Source organism: Pseudomonas sp. 1, from assembly GCF_056626735.1.
In genome coordinates this window covers 165458-184738 of sequence record NZ_JBWXMQ010000014.1, presented here as the reverse complement: position 1 = coordinate 184738, position 19281 = coordinate 165458, and the positions used below count along the sequence as shown (strand labels likewise).

Annotated in this window: 24 protein-coding genes; 14 read left to right on the top strand and 10 right to left on the bottom strand. The window is 60.6% G+C overall.

Annotated features, from left to right (window positions below; translation table 11 throughout):
• Window positions 1-136 precede the first annotated feature (136 nt).
• The 5 genes from AC1MDC_RS21300 to AC1MDC_RS21280 all read left to right on the top strand — a co-directional run bounded on the left by AC1MDC_RS21300 (window position 137) and on the right by AC1MDC_RS21280 (window position 3725).
• Window positions 137-352 (top strand): DUF1127 domain-containing protein, encoded by a 216-nt coding sequence (locus AC1MDC_RS21300; RefSeq protein ID WP_011331828.1) that lies wholly within the window; start codon window positions 137-139, stop codon window positions 350-352.
• A 333-nt stretch (window positions 353-685) separates the two neighbouring features.
• Complete coding sequence (locus AC1MDC_RS21295) at window positions 686-1003, top strand: DUF2388 domain-containing protein (protein WP_064592550.1); 318 nt, start codon at window positions 686-688, stop codon at window positions 1001-1003.
• A gap of 107 nt (window positions 1004-1110) precedes the next feature.
• Window positions 1111-1419, top strand: coding sequence for a DUF2388 domain-containing protein (locus AC1MDC_RS21290; RefSeq protein WP_085702204.1), 309 nt, complete (start codon window positions 1111-1113; stop codon window positions 1417-1419).
• 27 nt (window positions 1420-1446) lie between these two features.
• On the top strand, window positions 1447-1767 hold the full coding sequence (locus AC1MDC_RS21285; RefSeq protein ID WP_480393604.1) for a DUF2388 domain-containing protein: 321 nt from the start codon (window positions 1447-1449) through the stop codon (window positions 1765-1767).
• Window positions 1764-3725: a DUF7844 domain-containing protein gene (locus tag AC1MDC_RS21280; RefSeq protein WP_480393603.1), complete on the top strand. Its 1962-nt coding sequence runs from the start codon at window positions 1764-1766 to the stop codon at window positions 3723-3725. Before AC1MDC_RS21285 ends, AC1MDC_RS21280 begins: the two co-directional genes overlap by 4 nt.
• Window positions 3726-3793: 68 nt before the next feature.
• Here the strand turns inward: AC1MDC_RS21280 and AC1MDC_RS21275 are convergent, their stop codons facing one another.
• From AC1MDC_RS21275 to trpB, 3 genes are all read right to left on the bottom strand, one after another.
• Complete coding sequence (locus AC1MDC_RS21275; RefSeq protein WP_064379331.1) at window positions 3794-4237, bottom strand: anti-virulence regulator CigR family protein; 444 nt, start codon at window positions 4235-4237, stop codon at window positions 3794-3796.
• A gap of 122 nt (window positions 4238-4359) precedes the next feature.
• Window positions 4360-5172 carry a tryptophan synthase subunit alpha gene (gene trpA, locus AC1MDC_RS21270; RefSeq protein ID WP_480393602.1) on the bottom strand — a complete coding sequence of 271 codons (813 nt, stop codon included), beginning with the start codon at window positions 5170-5172 and terminating at the stop codon, window positions 4360-4362.
• Window positions 5172-6404, bottom strand: a complete 1233-nt coding sequence (gene trpB, locus AC1MDC_RS21265; RefSeq protein ID WP_085696495.1) for a tryptophan synthase subunit beta — start codon at window positions 6402-6404, stop codon at window positions 5172-5174. The genes trpA and trpB overlap by 1 nt, the downstream gene beginning before the upstream one ends.
• Window positions 6405-6516: 112 nt before the next feature.
• Here trpB and AC1MDC_RS21260 point away from each other — a divergent pair, with 112 nt between their 5' ends.
• Window positions 6517-7434, top strand: coding sequence for a LysR family transcriptional regulator (locus AC1MDC_RS21260; protein ID WP_085696497.1), 918 nt, complete (start codon window positions 6517-6519; stop codon window positions 7432-7434).
• Here the strand turns inward: AC1MDC_RS21260 and AC1MDC_RS21255 are convergent.
• Window positions 7407-7733: an ElaB/YgaM/YqjD family protein gene (locus AC1MDC_RS21255; protein WP_007953918.1), complete on the bottom strand. Its 327-nt coding sequence runs from the start codon at window positions 7731-7733 to the stop codon at window positions 7407-7409. The two genes, AC1MDC_RS21260 and AC1MDC_RS21255, sit on opposite strands and share 28 nt — an antisense overlap.
• A 156-nt stretch (window positions 7734-7889) precedes the next feature.
• On the opposite strand from AC1MDC_RS21255, the gene AC1MDC_RS21250 reads away from it, so the two are divergent.
• Together AC1MDC_RS21250 and AC1MDC_RS21245 are read left to right on the top strand one after the other, a co-directional pair.
• On the top strand, window positions 7890-8105 hold the full coding sequence (locus AC1MDC_RS21250; protein WP_007953919.1) for a dodecin: 216 nt from the start codon (window positions 7890-7892) through the stop codon (window positions 8103-8105).
• 128 nt (window positions 8106-8233) lie between these two features.
• Window positions 8234-8458: a DUF1161 domain-containing protein gene (locus tag AC1MDC_RS21245; RefSeq protein ID WP_085690446.1), complete on the top strand. Its 225-nt coding sequence runs from the start codon at window positions 8234-8236 to the stop codon at window positions 8456-8458.
• A gap of 62 nt (window positions 8459-8520) precedes the next feature.
• Here AC1MDC_RS21245 and AC1MDC_RS21240 read toward each other — a convergent pair whose 3' ends face one another.
• A complete protein-coding gene (locus tag AC1MDC_RS21240; protein WP_480393601.1) occupies window positions 8521-9522 on the bottom strand; it encodes an LLM class flavin-dependent oxidoreductase in 1002 nt (333 codons plus the stop codon).
• Window positions 9523-9765: 243 nt separating this feature from the next.
• Here AC1MDC_RS21240 and AC1MDC_RS21235 point away from each other — a divergent pair, with 243 nt between their 5' ends.
• Entirely contained in the window at window positions 9766-10197 is a 432-nt protein-coding gene (locus AC1MDC_RS21235) for an OsmC family protein (RefSeq protein WP_085690445.1), read from the top strand.
• A gap of 103 nt (window positions 10198-10300) precedes the next feature.
• The gene (locus tag AC1MDC_RS21230) at window positions 10301-10540 is read left to right on the top strand and encodes a DUF1161 domain-containing protein (protein WP_085696501.1); all 240 of its coding nucleotides are present in this window, start codon (window positions 10301-10303) and stop codon (window positions 10538-10540) included.
• A 6-nt stretch (window positions 10541-10546) separates the two neighbouring features.
• On the opposite strand, the gene AC1MDC_RS21225 is transcribed toward AC1MDC_RS21230, so the two are convergent.
• Together AC1MDC_RS21225 and AC1MDC_RS21220 are read right to left on the bottom strand one after the other, a co-directional pair.
• The gene (locus AC1MDC_RS21225; protein WP_085696503.1) at window positions 10547-10966 is read right to left on the bottom strand and encodes a PA0061/PA0062 family lipoprotein; all 420 of its coding nucleotides are present in this window, start codon (window positions 10964-10966) and stop codon (window positions 10547-10549) included.
• A 40-nt stretch (window positions 10967-11006) separates the two neighbouring features.
• Window positions 11007-11429, bottom strand: coding sequence for a PA0061/PA0062 family lipoprotein (locus AC1MDC_RS21220; RefSeq protein WP_085696508.1), 423 nt, complete (start codon window positions 11427-11429; stop codon window positions 11007-11009).
• A 57-nt stretch (window positions 11430-11486) separates the two neighbouring features.
• On the opposite strand from AC1MDC_RS21220, the gene AC1MDC_RS21215 reads away from it, so the two are divergent.
• Window positions 11487-12563, top strand: coding sequence for an aminopeptidase (locus AC1MDC_RS21215; protein ID WP_480393600.1), 1077 nt, complete (start codon window positions 11487-11489; stop codon window positions 12561-12563).
• 112 nt (window positions 12564-12675) lie between these two features.
• On the opposite strand, the gene AC1MDC_RS21210 is transcribed toward AC1MDC_RS21215, so the two are convergent.
• Window positions 12676-13329 (bottom strand): HAD family hydrolase, encoded by a 654-nt coding sequence (locus tag AC1MDC_RS21210; RefSeq protein ID WP_085696512.1) that lies wholly within the window; start codon window positions 13327-13329, stop codon window positions 12676-12678.
• A 28-nt stretch (window positions 13330-13357) separates the two neighbouring features.
• A complete protein-coding gene (locus AC1MDC_RS21205) occupies window positions 13358-13903 on the bottom strand; it encodes a gamma carbonic anhydrase family protein (RefSeq protein ID WP_085696514.1) in 546 nt (181 codons plus the stop codon).
• Window positions 13904-13992: 89 nt separating this feature from the next.
• On the opposite strand from AC1MDC_RS21205, the gene prlC reads away from it, so the two are divergent.
• The 3 genes from prlC (at window position 13993) to AC1MDC_RS21190 (ending at window position 18486) form a co-directional block, all read left to right on the top strand.
• Window positions 13993-16044 (top strand): oligopeptidase A, encoded by a 2052-nt coding sequence (prlC, locus tag AC1MDC_RS21200; RefSeq protein WP_480393599.1) that lies wholly within the window; start codon window positions 13993-13995, stop codon window positions 16042-16044.
• Window positions 16041-16331, top strand: coding sequence for a YheV family putative zinc ribbon protein (locus AC1MDC_RS21195; protein ID WP_007953955.1), 291 nt, complete (start codon window positions 16041-16043; stop codon window positions 16329-16331). Before prlC ends, AC1MDC_RS21195 begins: the two co-directional genes overlap by 4 nt.
• Window positions 16332-16443: 112 nt before the next feature.
• Complete coding sequence (locus AC1MDC_RS21190) at window positions 16444-18486, top strand: M3 family metallopeptidase (RefSeq protein ID WP_480393598.1); 2043 nt, start codon at window positions 16444-16446, stop codon at window positions 18484-18486.
• On the opposite strand, the gene AC1MDC_RS21185 is transcribed toward AC1MDC_RS21190, so the two are convergent.
• Window positions 18473-19117, bottom strand: a complete 645-nt coding sequence (locus AC1MDC_RS21185) for a phosphatase domain-containing protein (RefSeq protein WP_085696518.1) — start codon at window positions 19115-19117, stop codon at window positions 18473-18475. The genes AC1MDC_RS21190 and AC1MDC_RS21185 overlap by 14 nt on opposite strands.
• Window positions 19118-19281 lie beyond the last annotated feature (164 nt).

Sequence of the window (19281 nt, the reverse complement as noted above, 5' to 3'; positions counted from 1 at the left end):
GTACACCCCCTATAAACAGTTAACTGGTCACTCACAATACAGGTGAACTGTATCTAGAGAGTCTGGCCAAACGAGAGGATCATGGGCACCAGTTAAACCACTACCTAATCCCGCCACAAGCGGAAGGATGTCAATCATGGAACGTACACTCAGTTCCGAACTGTTCTTCGAAGACAAAGCTGTAAAAACCCAGGCTTCCCTGCCTCTGCGCGTTATCGCCAACCTGATGCTGTGGCAGCGCCGCATCTCCAGCCGCCACCAACTGGCTCGTCTGGATTCGCGTCTGCTGGCTGACGCCGGGATTAGCGAAGCACAACGCTACGAAGAGCTGAGCAAGCCGTTCTGGCGCTAAGTAGCGTCGCTGGCTCTGGTCGCTAGACCCACCGCCAGCAACCCGAATCGAATACACAAGACCCGTCGCGGGAAACCGCGACGGGTCTTGTCGTTTCAGGCCTGAAAAACCTGATACCCACGCCTGAAACATCAGACAGGTACAGTTTTCAAAAACTAAAAAAATGATAAGTACAGTTTCGAAAAATGTGTTCAGGCCAGCATCCTGACCACTGTGCGAATCCGCAAGGTAAGCCTAAGATCCATGCAGAACGTGGCGAATGCTGTGCGAATGGCGTCTGACCCTCAGACACCGAGCCACCTCTCAATACGGTTTACCCACAGGAGTTCTCCCATGTCCCGCCTTCGTCTGCTCAGCGCCGCCGCCCTGCTGGCCGTAGCTGCCAACGCCAGTGCCAGCAGCTTCATCGTTACTACCGACGCCGTGGTTGGCGCGCTCAAGTCCTCCTCCGATGCCACGTCCGACGTCACTTCGTCCTTCCGTGACGACAAGATCGTGCTCGCCGCCCGTGACGACGCTGCCAGCTTCGTGGCCAGCGAAGGCGAAATCCGTGGCGTGAAACTGGAGAGCGCACTGGATCACATCCGTCATCAGGCTCCGCAACTGAACGCGACCGACGCACAGCTGGCCCAGGCCATTCTGACGATCTAAGCGACAGGGACATTCCGGGACACGCCGGTCATGTCCCGATGTTTCGGCGCTGGCTCCAGTCCGGGCATTGCGCTAGCCTTGGGACTCGCCAACAGTTGCCGAGTCCCATGCGTTTTCTTTCAAATCTGCTCATCCCCTCCGTACTGATCGCCGCCTGCTGGACTCCTCTGGCAGACGCCTTCGATGTGTCCACACAAAACACCGTGGTCAGCGTCTGGGCCACCGGCATGGTGTCTTCCGCGCCGTTCGACCGTAAACTGATCATCGCCGCGCAGGACGATGCTGCAGCGTTCGTTGCCAGTGACGGCCAGATGCGCGGCGCACAGCTGGAATCCGCCCTGCATTACCTGCGCAAAAGCCGGCCAAAACTTCATGTCAGCGACCTTGAACTGGCACAGGCAATTCTCGTCCAATAGTCATCCCTGTCTTTTCGGAGTCGTTCCATGCGTAGCCCGCTGATTGCTGCCGCCCTTGGCATGCTGTTGTTAGCCGATATGGCCCAGGCGCACACCCTGGTAGCCACCAGTAACATCATCGTCCGCGCCTCCCAGCGCACCATTGATTTCACCTCCGACACCACCACGTCGATTCGCGATTCGAAAATCATCCGCGAAGCCCACGACGACGCCGCCAGTTTCGTGGCCAGCGACGGTGATATCCGTGGTGCAAACCTGGAAGCCGCCTTCAATACCTTGCGCACCCGCGTGCCGGAAGCTCGCGACGCCAGTGATCAGGTACTCGCCGAAGCCATCCTCGCACTGTGAAGTCATTCGGCGCCTGGCTGCTGGCCGGGGCGTTGTTGCTGCTTGGCAACAGCGCCCACGCCGGCCTGCAATTGCAGCTCAAGACCGATGGCCTGAGCCCCGCCCAACAACAAGCCAGCCAGGCGCTGCTCGATGAAGCCATGCAGGCCTTGCCGCCAAGTTTCATCGAACGCCTGGACCGGCGCATCGATGTCGGCTGGACCGACGACATGCCCGGTAACGCCTACGGCCAGGCGACGCTCGTCTCCGAGCTGGACCTGAACCGCAAACTGCTCGCCAGCCTTACCGACGGCAGTGCGGCGCAAGAAAAAACCAATCGCCCCCACGGCACGGTTCGCCGGGAACTGCTGGCCACGGTGCTGCACGAAATCACCCATATTTACGATCGCGCACGCTTGTGGCCGGCGGCCGAACGCACGCTGATCCAGCGCTGCACCCGGCGCAACAACAGCGCCGGGCTGATCGGCATTCCCGATGAATGCCGCGGCCAGAACGGTCGGCGCTTCACCCTCAGCGATGATCCACGCCTGCTTGATCTTGCCGGCTGGCAGCAATACGTCGGGCGCCGGGGTGAACGGGAACAGCACAACCGGCAGATCGCCCGCAGCCCCGATCTCTACGAAATCTCCAGCCCGAAGGAGTTTGTCGCAGTCAACATGGAGTATTTCCTCCTCGACCCGAGTTACGCCTGCCGACGCCCGGCGCTGTATCGCTATTACCAGCAACACTTCGGCTGGGCACCGCCGGCCAAGGATGCGTGCGCCAAAACCTTCGCCTTCCTCAATGCCGGCAACGACTTTGCCAAACAGCCCCTGGGCCAGGTCGATCCGGAGCGCGTGTATGCGGTGGATTACCTGTTGGCCGAAGCCAACCAGAACTGGGTCAGCCGTTGGGGCCACAGCATGCTGCGTCTGGTGATCTGCGCACCGGGCCGGCCGCGCGGGCCGGACTGCCGACTGGATCTGGATCAGCATCTGGTGCTGTCATACCGCGCCTTTGTCGGTGACGTGCAGCTGTCGAGCTGGGACGGTCTGGTCGGCAAGTACCCGTCACGACTGTTCGTGCTGCCGCTGGCGCAGGTGATCGACGAATACACCAAAACCGAACTGCGCAGTCTGGCATCTGTGCCACTGAACCTCTCGCGCAGTGAAATCGAGGGCGTTGTCGAACACGCTGCCGAAATGCACTGGAGCTACGACGGCAATTACTTCTTCCTTTCCAACAACTGCGCCGTCGAAGGCCTGAAACTGCTGCGCAGCGGCAGCAACAACGCCCGGCTCACCGGCCTCGACAGCATCATGCCCAACGGCTTGCTGGAAGTATTGAAGGGGCGTGGCCTGGCCGACACCAGCGTGCTCGATGATCCGAAAGAGGCGTTACGCCTGGGTTATCGTTTCGACTCGTTCCGTGACCGTTATCAGGCGATGTTCGATGTCTTGAAGAAGCAATTGCCGATCAAGCAGACAACCGTCGAGGAATGGCTTTCGCTGTCTGCCGAAGAGCGCCGCCCCTGGTTCGAACGGGCCGACTTGCGCACCAGCGCCGCACTGCTATTGCTGGAGCAAGCCAGTTTCCGCCGCCAATTGTTGCTGGCTCAGGATGAAGTCAAGCAACGCTACCTCGGCGCCCGGGAGCTGGAAAACGGCGGTATGGACAAGGCCAATGCGACGTTGCAGCAGATCCTCGCCAACAGCGGCTTCCTCAGTCGACCGGCAGAACTGCTCGATTCCCGGGGTTATGGCCTGCCGCAACCGAGCGAGTTCAGCCGACTGGAAGCGGAAAGCAGCCAGCGCCAGAAACAGTTGCTGGCTCTGACCGGCGATCTCGACAAAGAAGTGCGCGCGCTTCTTGAGCCAAAACGAGCGGCCGAGATCGCGGCCAACGAGGCGAATGTGAAGCAGATCGGCGAGCATCTGCGCAAACTGCACAAAGCGTCCGGCGGACTGGAATTACCCTGAAAAACACCGGCCCTGAAAACAAAAGACCGCAGCCAATAGAGGCTGCGGTCTTTTTTATTGCCTGACGATCAATACAGAACGCCATCCAGCACTTCGTAAACGATCCCGGTGCCCACCGCGATCAGCACGATGTCACCGCCGGCACGACGCCATTCATAACCCGGGTAATACGGCAGACGACTCAACGCCCGGTTATCCAGCCGTTCGCCGTAATAGCCATGGGGCAGCGGCCGGCCACGTACCAGATGGATGCCTGGAGGTGGCGGCGCACCGCGAACGAAGTAGCCATGATTGTCGCGGATCACCTGACGCACCGGGCCGAAATCCCGAGGCGGCGGGCCACCGCGATGGTTGCTTTGCCAATCATGATGATCGCCACCGCGATTGTCGTAGTGGCCCTGTTGCGGGCCGCCGTGGTCGTGATCGTCGCGCGGATCGGCGCTGGCCAACAGCGGAGTCGCGCTGATCATCAGCACGCCCAGACTGGCAATCAGACGTTTCGGCATTTTCATCGGGTCTTTCCTCACTGCACTGACAGCAAAAAGGGATTCAGAACGTGGTTCTGAATCCCTCGGTCTTGCTTGGTTAGTCTGTGCGTGGAGGCTCTAATTCCTCTGTATCAGGAACTTTACCTTCAGCTGACGCGAGCCTTACGCACGCCTTCGGACAGCGCCGAGCAAAGGCTCAACACGCCGTCGATGGCCTGGTCCGGCGTGGTCGCGTTGGCGATGTGATCGATCAGCGCCGAGCCCACCACCACACCATCGGCCAGACGCGCGATGGACGCGGCCTGCTCCGGCGTGCGAATACCAAAACCGATGCTGATCGGTAGATCGGTATGACGACGCAGACGCGCCACCGCTTCCTCGACGTGTTCCAGCGTCGCCGCGCCGGCACCGGTCACACCGGCGACCGACACGTAGTAAACGAAGCCGGAGCTGCCGTTCAACACTTTCGGCAGACGCGCATCATCGGTGGTCGGGGTGGTCAGGCGGATGAAGTCGATGCCCGCAGCCTGAGCCGGATCGCACAGCTCAGAGTTGTGCTCCGGCGGCATGTCGACCACGATCAAGCCATCAACGCCGGCCTCTTTGGCTTCGGCGATGAAGCGCTCGACGCCGAACTTGTGGATCGGGTTGAAGTACCCCATCAGCACCAGCGGCGTGTCGCTGTTGTCCTTGCGGAATTCGCGGACCATTTGCAGGGTTTTGATCAGGTTCTGCTTGGCGTCCAAGGCCCGGATGTTCGCCAGCTGAATCGCCGGACCATCGGCCATCGGGTCGGTGAAGGGCATGCCCAGTTCGATCACGTCGGCACCGGCTTTCGGCAAGCCTTTGAGGATGGCCAGCGAAGTGTCGTAGTCCGGGTCGCCAGCAGTGACGAAGGTCACCAGCGCGGCGCGGTTCTGTTGCTTGAGTTCGGCAAAACGGGTTTGCAGGCGGCTCATCAGTGTTTCTCCTGCTTGGAAGTTTCCATGTGGTGCATGACGGTCTGCATGTCTTTGTCGCCACGGCCGGACAGGTTGACCACCATCAGGTGATCCTTCGGCAGTTTCGGTGCGCGTTTGAATACTTCGGCCAGGGCGTGAGCGCTTTCCAGTGCCGGAATGATCCCTTCCAGACGGCAGCACTGGTGGAATGCGGCGAGGGCTTCGTCGTCGGTCACCGAGGTGTACTGGACGCGACCGATGTCATGCAACCACGCGTGTTCAGGGCCGATGCCCGGATAGTCGAGGCCGGCGGAAATCGAGTGTGCGTCGATGATCTGACCATCGTCGTCCTGCAGCAGGAAAGTACGGTTGCCGTGCAACACGCCCGGTACACCGCCGTTGAGACTGGCCGCGTGCTTACCGGTTTCGATGCCGTAACCGGCGGCTTCGACGCCGATGATTTCCACACTCTTGTCATCGAGGAACGGGTGGAACAGGCCCATGGCATTGGAACCGCCGCCGATGCACGCCACCAGGCTGTCCGGCAGACGACCTTCCTGGGCTTGCAGCTGGTCGCGGGTTTCCTTGCCGATCACGGCCTGGAAGTCGCGGACCATGGCTGGATAAGGATGCGGACCGGCCACGGTGCCGATCAGATAGAAGGTGCTGTCGACGTTGGTCACCCAGTCACGCAGCGCTTCGTTCATTGCGTCTTTCAGCGTACCGGTGCCGGCGACCACCGGGATCACCTCGGCGCCCAGCAGCTTCATGCGGAACACGTTGGCCTGCTGACGCTCAATGTCCGTGGTGCCCATGTAGATCACGCAGTCCAGACCGAAACGCGCAGCTACCGTGGCGGTGGCCACGCCGTGCATGCCGGCGCCGGTCTCGGCGATGATGCGTTTCTTGCCCATGCGCCGCGCCAGCAGGATCTGGCCGATGCAGTTGTTGATCTTGTGCGCGCCGGTGTGGTTCAGCTCTTCGCGCTTGAGGTAGATCTTGGCGCCGCCGCAGAATTCGGTCAGGCGCTCGGCGAAGTACAGCGGGCTCGGACGTCCGACATAGTCGCGCTGGAAGTAGGCCAATTCTTCTTTGAACGCCGGATCGTCCTTGGCCGCTTCGTATTCGCGAGCCAGGTCGAGGATCAACGGCATCAGGGTTTCGGCAACGTAACGGCCGCCGAACGAGCCAAACAGGCCGTTGGCGTCAGGGCCGTTACGCAGATCGGAGGTGTTCGAAGTCTGGGTCATGGTTCGCTCCAGCGGATTTCACGAGAAGACAATGGCGTTCACTCTACCCCTGACCTTCCAGGCTGAAAACCGATAAGATCGCCACAACCTGTCAGGAAAACTCACAGATATCATGAGCCATGACCTTCCCCCGCTTAACGCCTTGCGTGCCTTCGAAGCCACCGCCCGCCTGAATAGCGTCAGCCAGGCTGCGGAACAGCTGCATGTGACCCACGGTGCGGTCAGCCGCCAGCTCAAGGTGCTGGAGGAGCATCTCGGCGTTAGTCTTTTCGTCAAGGACGGTCGTGGCCTGAAACTCACAGATGCCGGCATCCGACTGCGCGATGCCAGCGGCGAGGCGTTCGACCGCTTGCGCAGCGTTTGCGCGGAACTGACCCAAAGCACCGCCGATGCGCCGTTCGTGCTCGGTTGCTCCGGGAGTCTGCTTGCGCGCTGGTTCATTCCGCGACTGGGACGCTTGAATGCCGATCTGCCGGATTTGCGTCTGCACCTGTCGGCCGGAGAAGGCGATCTCGATCCACGACGCCCGGGGCTGGATGCATTGCTCCTGTTCGCCGAACCGCCATGGCCGGCGGACATGCAGGTGTACGAGCTGGCGAGCGAGCGCATCGGCCCGGTCATGAGCCCGCTGTTCAGCGGCTACCCGCGCCTGCAATCGGCACCGCCCATTGCCCTGCTCGACGAAGCCGTGCTGCACACGACTTCACGCCCGCAAGCCTGGCCGAGCTGGGCTCAGCAAAGCGGCCTCGACGCCAAGGCGTTGAAGCTGGGGCAAGGTTTCGAGCATTTGTATTACTTGCTGGAAGCGGCCGTCGCCGGGTTGGGCGTGGCGATCGCGCCGGAACCGTTGGTGACCGAAGACTTGAAGGCCGGTCGCCTGGTCGCGCCGTGGGGTTTCATTGAAACCCCGGCGCAACTGGCGTTGTGGCTACCCAAGCGCGCCGCAGACGGGCGCGCCCGGCAATTGGCGCAGTGGCTCAGGAACGAGCTGCGCCAGGCGGATCACTCGCCGCGCTTGAACAGCAAGTAAGCGGCCAGCAGACCCAGCGCACCGACCGCCACACCGGCAGTCGTCCACGGATGTTCCTGCGCGTAATCGCGGGTGGCGATCCCGGTCTCGCGGGTTTTGACTTTGACTTCTTCGTAGGCATCGCTGAGCAGGCTGCGCGAGTGTTTCAACGCGCTTTCGGCGTTGCCCTTGAGCGCCTTGAGGGTCTTGCGCGACTCGTCCGAAGCGTCGTCCTTCAGGCTTTCCAACGACTTGAGCAGACTCTCGATCTCCGCTTCCATGCTTTGCAACGAGGCTTTGCGTAACGAGGTGTTGGCCATGGTGGCTCTCCTGCATTGGTGATGAGTGGCGTGTGTTGTTTGGGACTTCACGGCTTTCGGAAAGTGCAGAAAATCTGAACTTCCCTTCGCGTAGGACGCCGAAATCAACACGGCAAATCGCTGCTAGGCTCAATTGCACACTTCAAGGAGAACACCATGAGTGACCATCACACCTACAAGAAAGTCGAGCTGGTCGGCTCGTCCACCAGCAGCATCGAAGACGCCATCAACAATGCGTTGGCCGAGGCCAACAAGAGCATCAAGCATCTGGAATGGTTCGAAGTGACCGAAACCCGCGGCCACATCAAGGACGGCAAGGCTGCCCACTTTCAAGTGACCCTGAAAGTCGGGTTCCGGATTGCCAGCAGCTGAGTTTGGTCTACGCTTCTGAACTTGCGCGCTGGCCGAGTGCCATAGGAATGGCAATGCGCTACGAGGTGAGTGCATCGAGCGAACGGCTCGATGCCCGCCTTAATTAATCCGACCAGGGAGTGCGACCGATGAAGAAGTTGATATTGGCAGTAGGTTTGTTGAGCCTTGCGGGTGGTGCGTTTGCTGCCGGCAAGCCCTGTGAAGAACTGAAGGCTGAAATCGCGGCCAAGCTGGATGCCAAGGGCGTTTCCGGGTATTCGCTGGAGGTTGTCGACAAGGGCGCGGCCAGTGGCGGCAAAGTCGTCGGCACCTGCGAAGGCGGCACCAAAGAGATCGTTTACACCCGCGGCTGATCACCCCGGAAAAACAAAAGCCGACGCAATGCGTCGGCTTTTTTGTGCACGGATACAGGATTTCAGCCCTTCATCACCTGCGCCAGCAACTCGTAGGAATGCAGGCGATCGGCGTGTTCGTACAGGTCGCAGGTGAAGATCAGTTCATCAGCCTGAGTCTGTTCGATCAGCACTTCGAGTTTCGCGCGGATTTTCTGCGGACTGCCGACCATCGCCAGACCGAGGAAATCACCCACCGCCTCACGCTCATGAGGCAACCACAGTCCGTCCATGGTTTTCACCGGCGGACGTTGCACCAGACTTTGCCCACGCATCAGCGCGAGGATTCGCTGGTAAACCGACGTTGCCAGGTAATCGGCCTGTTCATCAGTGTCGGCCGCCACCAGCGGCACGCCGAGCATCACGTACGGTTTATCGAGCACCGCCGACGGCTTGAAGTGATTGCGATAGACGCGGATCGCCTCGTGCATGAAGCGCGGTGCGAAATGCGAGGCGAAGGCGTAGGGCAAACCGCGCTCGCCGGCCAGTTGCGCGCTGAACAGGCTGGAACCGAGCAGCCAGATCGGCACATTGGTGCCGGTGCCTGGCATCGCGATCACGCGCTGATCCGGAGTGCGCGGGCCGAGGAAGCGCACCAGCTCAGCCACGTCTTCCGGGAAATCATCGGCACTGCCGGAGCGCTCACGGCGCAGGGCGCGGGCGGTCATCTGATCGGAACCCGGCGCACGGCCCAGGCCGAGGTCGATCCGCCCCGGATACAGGCTTTCAAGGGTGCCGAACTGCTCGGCGATCACCAGCGGCGCGTGGTTGGGCAGCATCACACCACCGGAGCCGACACGGATGGTCGACGTGCCACCGGCCAGATACCCCAGCAACACCGAGGTGGCAGAACTGGCGATGTCATCCATGTTGTGGTGCTCGGCGACCCAGAACCGCGTGTAGCCAAATTTTTCGACATGCTGCGCCAGATCCAGCGAGTTGCGCAGCGACTGGGCCGGGCTGCCGTTCTCGCGCACCGGCACCAGATCGAGGGTGGAAAACTTTACGTCGGACAGTTGCTTCATAAACCTGCATCTCCGATTGAGGGTGCAGGTTTGTTCTTGGCGAACGCAAACCTGCCCAATTCATAAGCGTGTTCTGTGCAATGAGGGCATATACCCGAGTTTCAATAGCCGATCAGAAATTTCCTACTAAAAAAGTCAACGATTCAGTTGGGCTGAACTTTGTTCCGGCGTCTATCCTCAGAAGCCTTGCAGGCAAAAACCACGACGGCGCGGCATTTCGCGCCCGATTTGAAGGAGGCACACATGGCTATCGTGAAGAAGGCATCCGCACATTGGGAAGGTGACCTGAAAACCGGCATCGGCTCGATTTCCACCGAAACCGGCGTCCTGCGGGAAGCGCCCTACGGCTTCAAGGCGCGCTTCGAGGGCGGCAAGGGCACCAATCCGGAAGAACTGATCGGCGCCGCTCATGCAGGTTGTTTCTCCATGGCGTTCTCGATGATTCTCGGTGACGCCGGGCTCAAGGCCGACAGCATCGACACCCAGGCGGAGGTCACACTGGATCAGGTGGATGGCGGCTTTGCGATCACCGCAGTGAAACTGATCCTCAAGGCAAAAATCCCGGGAGCAACCCAGGCGCAGTTCGAAGAATTGAGCAACAAGGCCAAGGAAGGTTGCCCGGTGTCCAAGGTGCTGAATGCGAAGATCACTCTCGACGCGTCGCTGGTTGGCTGACGGGATTGAGCCGGATCAGAACCCGCCAGGCAAAAATGTGGTCGTATAAATGACAGCAGCTTTCGCGCATCTTCGTGCGCGCTGCTTCGATGGAGCTTCAACCATGAAACGTTTTGCCTTGGCGGTTATCTGTGGCGTGTTGGCAACCTCGGCCTTCGCAGCGCCCAAAGACTGCGAAGAACTCAAGCAAGAGATCGAAATCAAGATTCAGGCGAATGCCGTGCCCTCCTACACCCTGGAGATAGTCTCCAGGGAGGAGGCTGAAAAACACGACGTCGCCATGATCGTCGGCACCTGCGACAACGGCACCAAAGCCATCATCTATCAGAAGAATGACCGCTGATGCGCCTCAGATGATGCAGTTGACCTCACGGTCCTCGGCGACGATTTCCCGCTTGTCGTTGTACAGGCGGGCACTTGGGGTAAACGCCAGCGAACGGCCTTCCAGCCTGTAACGCTGTCCCGCCTCGAAATGATCGTAGCGGATGGTCAGATAGCACAGCCGCTCAACGGGGCCGGTCATCAGGCTGCCGCCTCCGCCGAACACTTCAAAGTCGAAGCGCACCCGCAACTCGTGGCTGCCGGGGGTGACCTGGAAGAAACGCCCGTCAGTCAGCCGCTGGTTGTCGAGGCGCTCGGCCATCAGCAGTTTCCCGCCGGGGGACGGCGTCGAGAATTCGACCCAGGCCATATTGGGATCGACGGGGGGCAACGGTGTCTGGCAACCAGTGAGCAAGCCTGCGGCCAGCAACAGCATCAACGTGCGCATGATGGATGTCCGTGAGTTCGGACATCCAGCATAACGCCGATCAGGTTCGCTGGCAGCCCGCCGGCGTGCCCTGTCCCACCACGTTGCGTTGTTGATCGTAGAGCTTGGCCCATGGACGGAAACCGATGCTTCCCGCCTGCAACTGATAACGCTGGCCGGCATTGAAATCCTTGAATTTCACGTTCAACTGACAATCGCGCCACAGCGGTTCGGCATCCGGGCCGATGTTGGTCGCTTCGACCGGGAATTGATAACGCACCCTCAACTCATGGCTGCCGGGCAGTACTTCGAAGTAACGGTGATCGACGGCCGCCTTGTTGTCGACTTCCAGCGCCTGCAGCGCCGTGTCCTGTTGCCGGGCATCCAGATCGATCCAGGCTTGCGAGGGGTCAGGGGTCGGCATTCCGAATCCGGCACAACCGGCAAGCGTCAGCACGCTTCCTGTCAGTATCAACATGCGCATAGCGAAGCTCCAATGGGCGGGATAGTCTTGGGCAGACTTTCCGGGGGATTTTTTATTTTGATCAGGCCGCTTCCAAGCCATGGGTTACTTGATCGCGTTTTGCGGATTTTGTTTCCGGGTGTGATGATTTTGTTGCTCAACGGTTGCTCAAGCCTGAGCTATTACAGCCAGCTGGCCAGCGGTCAGCTGCAGCTTTTGCGGGCGCGAGAGCCGGTGGCCAAGGTGATCGCCGACCCGGCTCGCGACGCCAGACTGCGCACTCACCTGGCCCAGTCACAAAAAGCCCGCGCCTTCGCCAGCGAACACCTGCACCTGCCTGACAACCAAAGCTATCGCCTCTACGCCGACATCGGTCGGCCGTTTGTCGTGTGGAATGTGTTCGCCACCCCGGAATTTTCCCTGAGCCCGCAGAACCATTGCTTCCCGATTGCCGGCTGCGTGGCCTATCGCGGCTATTACAGCCAGAGCGCAGCGCGGGGCGAAGCCGCGATTCAGCGCCTGCAAGGCATGGATGTGTCGATCGGCGGCGTCGAGGCCTACTCGACTCTGGGCTGGTTCAACGACCCGATCCTCAATTCGATGATGGGCTGGGGCGACGAGCGTCTGGCGACGCTGATCTTCCACGAACTGGCCCACCAGCGTTTCTATGTGAAGGACGACACTGAGTTCAACGAGTCCTTCGCGACCTTCGTCGAGCAGGAAGGTACGCGGCAGTGGCGAGCGTTTCGGGGCTTGCCCCCGGAAAACGACTCGAAGCTTAAACAACGGGATCAGTTCATTCAGTTGATCCTCGATACCCGCTCACGACTTGAACAGCTCTATGCACAACCGCTGGCGACGACGCAGATGCGCGAGCGCAAGGCGGCGGAGTTCGAACGGTTTCGACACGACTACCGAGCGATGCGCGATGGCCAGTGGGCTGGAGACAAACGCTATGACGCCTGGGTCAATGCGCCATTGAATAACGCACGGCTGTTGCCGTTCGGCCTTTATGACCAGTGGGTGCCGGCGTTTACTGCATTGTTCAGGCAGGTCGAAGGGAATTGGGTCAGGTTTTACGCAGAGGTCGAGAAGTTGGGTGGCTTGCCAGTCGTTGAGCGTAAGTCGGCTTTGAAAGTGCTGGCAGACTCATAAATCTACAGCGGCATTTTTGGCTCCATCGCGAGCAAGCTCGCTCCCACAAGGACAGTGTTTCAGCAGTGGTACTCGGTTTCCTGTGGGAGCGGGCTTGCCCGCGAAGGCGATATCACTGGCGCTGCAAAAACGCCTGATGCAGCTCCGCCAGCGTCTCGAAGTGATACGCCGGCGCTTCGGCACTCAGCTCTTCATGGCTGCCAAAACCGTAACCCACGGCCGCCGCATCCAACCCGTTACTGCGAGCACCGATCAGGTCGTGCTTGCGGTCACCGATCATCAATGTATTGGCCGGATCCAGCCCTTCCTCGGCGATCAGGTGGGCAATCAACTCGACCTTGTTGGTGCGGGTGCCGTCCAGTTCGCTGCCGTAAATCACTTTGAAGTGTTTGGCGAAATCGAAGTGCCGGGCGATTTCCCGGGCGAACACCCATGGCTTCGACGTCGCGATATACAGCTGCCGGCCCTGGCCGCTCAGGGTTTCCAGCAACGGCGTGACGCCTTCGAACACCCGGTTCTCGTACAGGCCGGTGACCTTGAAGCGCTCGCGATAGAAATTCACCGCCTCCCACGCCTTGGCTTCGTCGAAACCATAAAACTGCATGAACGCCTGCAACAGCGGCGGGCCGATGAAGTGTTCCAGTTTGCTCAGGTCCGGCTCATCGATGCCGAGGTTGCTCAAGGCGAACTGGATGGAGCGGGTGATGCCTTCACGCGGGTCGGTGAGAGTGCCATCGAGGTCGAACAGTACGGTCTGGTAATGCATGAAAAATCCCGGGCAATAGAGAGAAAAGTCAGAGCTGGTCGTAGCCTTCGGCCAGATGCAGATCCTTGAGCTTCACGTAGTTCGCCGCGCTGTAGGTAAAAAAGGCGTTTTCCTTGTCGGTCAGCGGGCGAACCTGTTTCACCGGGCTGCCCACGTACAGAAAACCGCTTTCCAGACGCTTGCCAGGTGGCACCAGGCTGCCGGCGCCGATGATCACGTCGTCCTCGACCACCGCGCCGTCCATGACAATGCTGCCCATGCCGATCAACACGCGGCTGCCGACGGTGCAACCGTGGAGCATGACCTTGTGGGCGATGGTCACGTCATCGCCGATCAGCAGCGGGAAGCCATCCGGGTTGAACGGGCCGGCGTGGGTGATGTGCAACACGCAGCCATCCTGCACGCTGGTGCGTGCGCCGATGCGGATGCGGTGCATGTCGCCGCGGATCACGGTCAGCGGCCAAACGGAGCTGTCTTCGCCGATTTCGACGTCGCCGATCACCACCGCCGAGCCGTCGACAAAAGCGCCTGTGCTCAAGCGTGGGGTGTGATTCTGGTACTTGCGAAGGGACACGATTGGTTCTCTCTCTGTCGCCGATAGCTGCGGTGGGTGTCGATTGTAATTAAGATGGGCGCATGTTTCTTCCAGCCAAGGTGCCAACCGTGAGCGTGAACAACCCTCTTCTGCAGTCCTACGACCTGCCGCCGTTCTCCGCGATCCGTGCCGAACACGTGCAGCCGGCCATCGAAACCATCCTGGCCGACAACCGCGCCGCCATCGCCGAAATCCTCAAGACCCAGGGCCGGAACCCGACCTGGGCCGGGCTGGTGCTGGCGATGGACGAGCTCAATGATCGCCTGGGCGCTGCCTGGAGCCCGGTCAGCCACCTCAATGCCGTGTGCAACAGCGCCGAACTGCGTGAAGCCTACGAGGCTTGCCTGCCGGCATTGAGCGCCTATTCCACCGAGATGGGCCAGAACCGCGAGCTGTTCCAGGCCTATGAAGCCCTGGCCAACAGTCCGGAAGCCGCCGGTTTTGACGTGGCGCAGAAAACTATCCTGGAACACGCCCTGCGCGACTTCCGCCTGTCGGGTATCGACCTGCCGGAAGCCGAACAGAAGCGTTACGCCGAAGTGCAGAGCAAGCTGTCCGAGCTGGGCAGCCGCTTTTCCAACCAGTTGCTCGACGCCACTCAGGCCTGGACCAAGCACCTGACCGACGAAGCCGCCCTCGCCGGCCTGACCGACTCGGCCAAGGCGCAAATGGCTGCCGCCGCACAGGCCAAAGGTCTCGATGGCTGGCTGATCACCCTGGAATTCCCGAGCTACTACGCGGTGATGACCTACGCCCAGGACCGCGCGCTGCGTGAAGAAGTCTACGCCGCCTACTGCACCCGTGCGTCGGATCAAGGTCCGAATGCCGGCCAGAACGACAACGGCCCGGTGATGGACGAAATCCTCGACCTGCGTCAGGAGCTGGCCAAACTGCTCGGTTTCTCCAGTTTCTCCGAGCTGAGCCTGGCCACCAAAATGGCCGAATCCAGCGATCAGGTGCTGAGTTTCCTGCGCGACCTGGCCAAGCGCAGCAAACCGTTTGCCGCCCAGGATCTGCAACAGCTCAAGGCTTACGCCGCCGAGCAGGGCTGTGCCGATCTGCAAAGCTGGGACAGCGGTTTCTACGGCGAAAAACTCCGTGAACAACGCTACAGCGTCGCCCAGGAAACCTTGCGCGCCTACTTCCCGATCGACAAGGTATTGGGCGGACTGTTCGCCATCGTCCAGCGTCTGTACGGCATCGAAATCGCCGAACTGAAAGGCTTCGACACCTGGCATCCGGACGTGCGCCTGTTCGAAATCAAGGAAAACGGTCAGCACGTCGGCCGCTTCTTCTTCGACCTCTACGCCCGTGCCAACAAGCGCGGCGGTGCCTGGATGGACGGCGCCCGCGACCGTCGCCGCACCATTGACGGCGTGCTGCAAAGCCCGGTGGCCAACCTGGTGTGCAACTTCACCCCGGCCGACAGCGGCAAGCCTGCGCTGTTGACCCACGATGAAGTCACCACCCTGTTCCACGAATTCGGCCATGGCCTGCATCACCTGCTGACCCGCGTCGAACATGCCGGTGTATCCGGCATCAACGGTGTGGCGTGGGACGCGGTCGAGCTGCCGAGCCAGTTCATGGAAAACTGGTGCTGGGAGCCGGAAGGTCTGGCGCTGATTTCCGGCCACTACGAAACCGGCGAGCCGCTGCCACAGGATCTGCTGGAAAAAATGCTCGCGGCCAAGAACTTCCAGTCCGGCCTGATGATGGTGCGTCAGCTGGAGTTCTCGCTGTTCGACTTCGAACTGCACGCCACCCACGGTGACGGTCGCAGCGTCGCGCAGGTTCTGGAAAGCGTGCGCAACGAAGTCTCGGTGATGCGCCCTCCGGCCTATAACCGCTTCCCGAACAGCTTCGCGCACATCTTCGCCGGCGGTTATGCGGCGGGTTACTACAGCTACAAATGGGCGGAAGTGCTGTCGGCGGATGCCTTCTCCAGGTTCGAAGAGGACGGCGTACTCAACGCCGACACCGGTCGCGCCTTCCGCGAAGCGATTCTGGGCCGCGGTGGTTCGCAGGAGCCGATGGTGCTGTTCGTCGACTTCCGTGGCCGTGAGCCGTCGATTGACGCACTCTTGCGCCACAGCGGCCTGAGTGAGGACGCGGCAGCATGAGTGAGGCGCCCGTGAAGACCAAAAAACGCTTTATCGCCGGGGCGGTCTGCCCGGCGTGCAGCGAGCCGGACAAACTGATGATGTGGAGCGAGGACGATGTCCCGCACCGCGAATGCGTGGCGTGCGGCTACAGCGATACGCTCAATGCCCAAGGGTTGTCGGTTCCGAAGGAACTGGGTACGCGGGTCAACACCAGCGCACTCAAGCCTGCCCCGGACAAGACGGTTCAGGCGGTGCAGTTCTTCCCGAACCCGAAACTGAAGAAAAAGCCCGACGAGCAACACTGATCCAGAACCACCTTCTGCCGAATACCGGTGGAAGGTGGTATTGGCTTAACACCTGTCCCCCGCACTTGCTTCGTAGGCTGGCCTTTTGCGCCACGCCTCGAAGGAAGCTGCCATGCCCGACACCAATCCCCTCCTGCAACACTGGATCCTGCCACCCTGGCCAGCGATTCGCGCCGAGCACCTGCTGCCGGCCGTCAACCGAATCATTGCCGACAATCGACAAATCATCGCCCAGGTTATCGCCAGTCAGGCCGAACACCCCGGCTGGGACGATCTGGTAGTGAGTATCGATGAGGCCGATGCCCGCCTCGATGAAGTCCGCTCGATTCTCGAAACGTTGTCGATAGCCAGGTCCGACGATGCAGTCTGGCTTGTAGAAAGCGCCAAGGCATATCTGGCGATCAATCAGTACCATGCTGAAAATGCCCTCAATCGCCCGTTGTACGAGACCTATCAGCGTCTGGCGCAAAGTTCGATCGCCGGGAGTTTCGATGAATCGCGCACTATCGCTCTGGCGGGGATCGTGCGCCGATTCAAGCAGTCGGGCATTGAGCTTGCGGCTCAACAGCAACAGGAACTGGCGCGGTTGAACCTCGAGATCGGCGGGTTGGAGTTCGCGTTTCTGGAAAATCTCGAACGCTGGGCCGAGGCGTGGAGCAAACGTATCGACGATATTGCGCTGCTCGCGGGCCTGTCGCAGGCGATGAAGGATCGTCTGGCTCTCACCGCACGCCAGGCCGGCCATGACGGCTGGCTGATCCGACTGGACCAGAACACCTGCCAGCACATCCTCAAGTACGCCGAGAACCGCGCGTTGCGACAGGAATGCTACGTTGCCTACATGACCCGTGCCTCTGATCGGGGCCCGCTGGCCGGGCGCTTCGATAACGGCCCGGTGCTCGCGGGGCTGCTCGCCTTGCGCCAGCAGAAAGCCCGTTTGCTCGGCCATGAAAACGCCGCGCAACTGAGTCTGGCAAATAACAGCGCCGGGACCACGGCGTGGGTCAGTGATTTTCTCCAGCGTCAGGCGATGCATCTGGTACCGACTCTCGCGCAGGATGCAGAACAACTGGCAGCCTTTGCGCAGCAACGCGGGATCGACCGGGTCCAGCCGTGGGATGAAGATTTCCTCGCCGAACAATGGCGCCAGCAGCAGTTTCCCGGCGCACTGGAAAACCTGCGTGATTACTTTCCGCTCGAGGGCACCCTGCGCAGGCTTTTTCTGTTCTGCGAGCGGATGTTCGGGATCCGCATCGTCGAACAGTCCGGCGGCGGGCGCTGGCATGCCAATGTCCGTCTGCTGGAAGTCAGCGAGCATGAGCAAGTGGTCGGCTACATCTACCTCGATCCGTTTCATCGCGAAAACGCGGTGGACTTCCCCGGCACCTCCACATTGCGCAATCGTCGGATCAACGCCGAAGGCCGCCCGGCGCTACCGATTGCCCTGCTCTACAGCAATTTCACACCGGCCACTGCCTCCCATCCATGCCGGCTCGAAATCGACGATCTGCAGGTGCTGTTTCATGAGTTTGGCCACTGCCTCCAGCACGTGCTGACGCGCTCGCCCCATCACAGCCTGTCCGGCATCCTGCAACTGGGCCATGAAGCGGCGGAGTTTTCCGGGAAACTGTTCGAGCAATGGTGTCTATCGCGGGAGTTTGTGCTGTGGCTCGGCGCGCACTTTCAGACCGGCGAGCGCTTGAGCGCCGCGCGGGTCGACGCGGCACTGTCAGCCAGTCAGGCCCATTCCAGCCGGCAACAGGCCTTGTTGCTGATGGGGGCGATGATCGATTTCGAGCTACACCTGACCCACGGCGACGGCCGCTCGACCGAGGAGGTGTGCACTGAAGCGCAACGCCGCCTCGGCCATCTGCAACTGCCGGACGATCACCGGTTCGCCAATGGATTCGATTACATGGTGACCCAGTACGACGCTTCGGTTTACGCCTACATCTGGTCGGACGTACTGGCCAAGGAAGCGTTCAAGCGCTTCAGCCGCGACTGGGTGTTCAACGCGCAAACCGGTCGAGAGTTTCGTGCAATGTTCTTTTCGCCGGGTGCGGGGCGCCCGTTACTGGACGCGGTGGAAGCGTTCATCGGCCGGCCAGTTACCGGCCTCGTTGACGGAGAAGCCGGGCGAGTTACTTCAGATTGACCGTCTGAAACCAGCTCTTCATCGAGCACGTGGCAAACGCGCTGGTGCTGCAATCACCATTGGCCAGCGCAGTGCGCAATTTGTCGACATCGGCCTGCATCACGTAGCGCACGCCGTCCTTGAAGTGGCCGCTTTCGCCGAAACCGCCCTGGGTCATTTCGTTCAGGGCGTCTTCCTTGCTCCAGCCCTGCACGACGATCCGGTACATCGCCGCCATCAGGCCGGTGCGATCGGAGCCGTGCTTGCAGTGCATCAACACCGGGCCGTCGGCTTCGGCGGACTGGATTGCACGCAGAGTCTTGAGCACATCACTGTCGTCCACGTGATTGGTGCGATAGGGCAATTGCACCTGATGGATACCGGGAGCCTTGAGCCAGTTGGAATCCGCTTCCGGCAGGAAGTTGATGACCGTGGCCACCTTCAGCTTGTTCAGCAACGGTACCGCGCCGTCGTCGGGAAGCGCACTGCGGTACAGCGTGGGCGACATCTGGAACAGGTTGTATTGCACTTCTACCGGCTGCGCCCATTCGACGGGACGAGAAGCCGGGGTTTGCGCAGCCTGAGCAGGAATCCAGCTGAACAGCGCAAGGAGCGACAAACAAAATGCGGAGGAAAAACGCGTCAGGAACATGCTTTGCGGCGACCGTGTGGGTTTCGTCAGAGAGGGCCTCAGCTTGCGAGCCACGCAGTCAAATCCCTGTGAGGCGCTTGTAAAAGAATCGTGAAGACACCGGTTTCCCTGGTCGAAATGCGCTCTTTTTTGGCTTGATCGGTTCATCTCGTTGCTTAGCCTGC

Coding starts and splice junctions, on each gene's coding strand:
- AC1MDC_RS21245 (WP_085690446.1), top strand. CDS start 8,234: ATGAAGAAGTTGATATTGGCAGTAGGTTTGTTGAGCCTTGCGGGTGGT.
- trpB (WP_085696495.1), bottom strand. CDS start 6,404: ATGACCCAGACTTCGAACACCTCCGATCTGCGTAACGGCCCTGACGCC.
- AC1MDC_RS21225 (WP_085696503.1), bottom strand. CDS start 10,966: ATGCGCACGTTGATGCTGTTGCTGGCCGCAGGCTTGCTCACTGGTTGC.
- trpA (WP_480393602.1), bottom strand. CDS start 5,172: ATGAGCCGCCTGCAAACCCGTTTTGCCGAACTCAAGCAACAGAACCGC.
- AC1MDC_RS21230 (WP_085696501.1), top strand. CDS start 10,301: ATGAAACGTTTTGCCTTGGCGGTTATCTGTGGCGTGTTGGCAACCTCG.
- AC1MDC_RS21295 (WP_064592550.1), top strand. CDS start 686: ATGTCCCGCCTTCGTCTGCTCAGCGCCGCCGCCCTGCTGGCCGTAGCT.
- AC1MDC_RS21240 (WP_480393601.1), bottom strand. CDS start 9,522: ATGAAGCAACTGTCCGACGTAAAGTTTTCCACCCTCGATCTGGTGCCG.
- AC1MDC_RS21260 (WP_085696497.1), top strand. CDS start 6,517: ATGAGCCATGACCTTCCCCCGCTTAACGCCTTGCGTGCCTTCGAAGCC.
- AC1MDC_RS21290 (WP_085702204.1), top strand. CDS start 1,111: ATGCGTTTTCTTTCAAATCTGCTCATCCCCTCCGTACTGATCGCCGCC.
- AC1MDC_RS21300 (WP_011331828.1), top strand. CDS start 137: ATGGAACGTACACTCAGTTCCGAACTGTTCTTCGAAGACAAAGCTGTA.
- AC1MDC_RS21185 (WP_085696518.1), bottom strand. CDS start 19,117: ATGTTCCTGACGCGTTTTTCCTCCGCATTTTGTTTGTCGCTCCTTGCG.
- AC1MDC_RS21210 (WP_085696512.1), bottom strand. CDS start 13,329: ATGCATTACCAGACCGTACTGTTCGACCTCGATGGCACTCTCACCGAC.
- AC1MDC_RS21190 (WP_480393598.1), top strand. CDS start 16,444: ATGCCCGACACCAATCCCCTCCTGCAACACTGGATCCTGCCACCCTGG.
- AC1MDC_RS21195 (WP_007953955.1), top strand. CDS start 16,041: ATGAGTGAGGCGCCCGTGAAGACCAAAAAACGCTTTATCGCCGGGGCG.
- AC1MDC_RS21220 (WP_085696508.1), bottom strand. CDS start 11,429: ATGCGCATGTTGATACTGACAGGAAGCGTGCTGACGCTTGCCGGTTGT.
- AC1MDC_RS21235 (WP_085690445.1), top strand. CDS start 9,766: ATGGCTATCGTGAAGAAGGCATCCGCACATTGGGAAGGTGACCTGAAA.
- AC1MDC_RS21250 (WP_007953919.1), top strand. CDS start 7,890: ATGAGTGACCATCACACCTACAAGAAAGTCGAGCTGGTCGGCTCGTCC.
- AC1MDC_RS21255 (WP_007953918.1), bottom strand. CDS start 7,733: ATGGCCAACACCTCGTTACGCAAAGCCTCGTTGCAAAGCATGGAAGCG.
- AC1MDC_RS21285 (WP_480393604.1), top strand. CDS start 1,447: ATGCGTAGCCCGCTGATTGCTGCCGCCCTTGGCATGCTGTTGTTAGCC.
- AC1MDC_RS21275 (WP_064379331.1), bottom strand. CDS start 4,237: ATGAAAATGCCGAAACGTCTGATTGCCAGTCTGGGCGTGCTGATGATC.